2 protein-coding genes are annotated in these 1,043 nt (G+C 44.7%); both read left to right on the top strand.

Annotated elements, in window-relative coordinates:
* Positions 1-452, top strand: a 452-nt coding sequence (locus HP456_RS24270; RefSeq protein WP_172255765.1) for a YqeG family HAD IIIA-type phosphatase, incomplete at its 5' end; no start/stop codon positions are given.
* Between the two features lie 56 nt (positions 453-508).
* A partial coding sequence (locus HP456_RS24275; RefSeq protein WP_216663420.1) for a GTPase occupies positions 509-1,043 on the top strand: 535 nt, incomplete at its 3' end.

The raw sequence follows: 1,043 nt of genomic DNA on the forward strand, positions 1-1,043 counted from the left end.
AAAAAGGGATCAAGGCAATCATTACCGATCTGGATAATACACTTGTTGAGTGGGACAGGCCCAATGCTACTCCTAAGTTGATTCAGTGGTTTAAGGAAATGCAGGAACAAGGGATCCTGGTCACGATTGTTTCCAATAATAATGAAAGACGCGTTGGCGCATTTTCGGACCCCCTTGGCGTGCCATTTATTTTCCAGGCCAGAAAGCCGATGGGGCGTGCATTCAGACGTGCAATTAAACAAATGGGAGTAAAGAAGGAAGAAGCGGTAGTCATTGGAGATCAGCTTTTGACTGACGTTCTTGGCGGTAACAGAAACGGATTTCATACGATCCTTGTGGTACCGGTGGCCCAATCAGACGGTTTCATCACAAAGTTCAATCGTAGAGTGGAAAGAAGGATCATGAAGTTTTTCAAGCGGAAAGGTCTGCTTGAGTGGGAGGAAAAGAAGTGAGTGAAGTAGTTTGTGTTGGCTGTGGTGTAGGAATTCAGACGCAAGACAAAGAAGGTATGGGCTATGCCCCCCCTTCTGCACTTGAAAAGGAAGAAATCATCTGTCAAAGATGTTTCCGGTTAAAACACTATAATGAGGTTCAGGACGTTCCGTTGACTGATGACGATTTTCTTAAGATCCTGAATGAAATCGGAAATTCAGAGGGTTTAATCGTGAAAATAGTCGATATCTTTGATTTCAACGGCAGCTGGCTGCCCGGACTTCACCGGTTTGTCGGTTCGAATCCAATTCTGCTGATCGGTAATAAAGTAGATTTATTGCCGAAGTCTGTCAAGCAATCCAAGATGATCCACTGGATGAAGCATGAAGCAAGTCAATTGGGGCTTAAGCCTGTTGATGTCCAATTGGTGAGTGCCGCAAAAGGACCTGGTATACAGGAAGCGATCCATGCGATCGAAAAATACCGCAATGGAAAAGATGTGTACGTAGTTGGCTGTACAAATGTCGGGAAGTCAACTTTCATTAACCGGATCATCAGGAACGTCTCAGGGGAAGAGGATGTCATTACGACTTCACATTTTCCTGGAACTA

Origin of the sequence: Bacillus haikouensis, from assembly GCF_013179555.1 — a bacterium.
Lineage (GTDB): Bacteria > Bacillota > Bacilli > Bacillales > Bacillaceae_B > Rossellomorea > Rossellomorea haikouensis_A.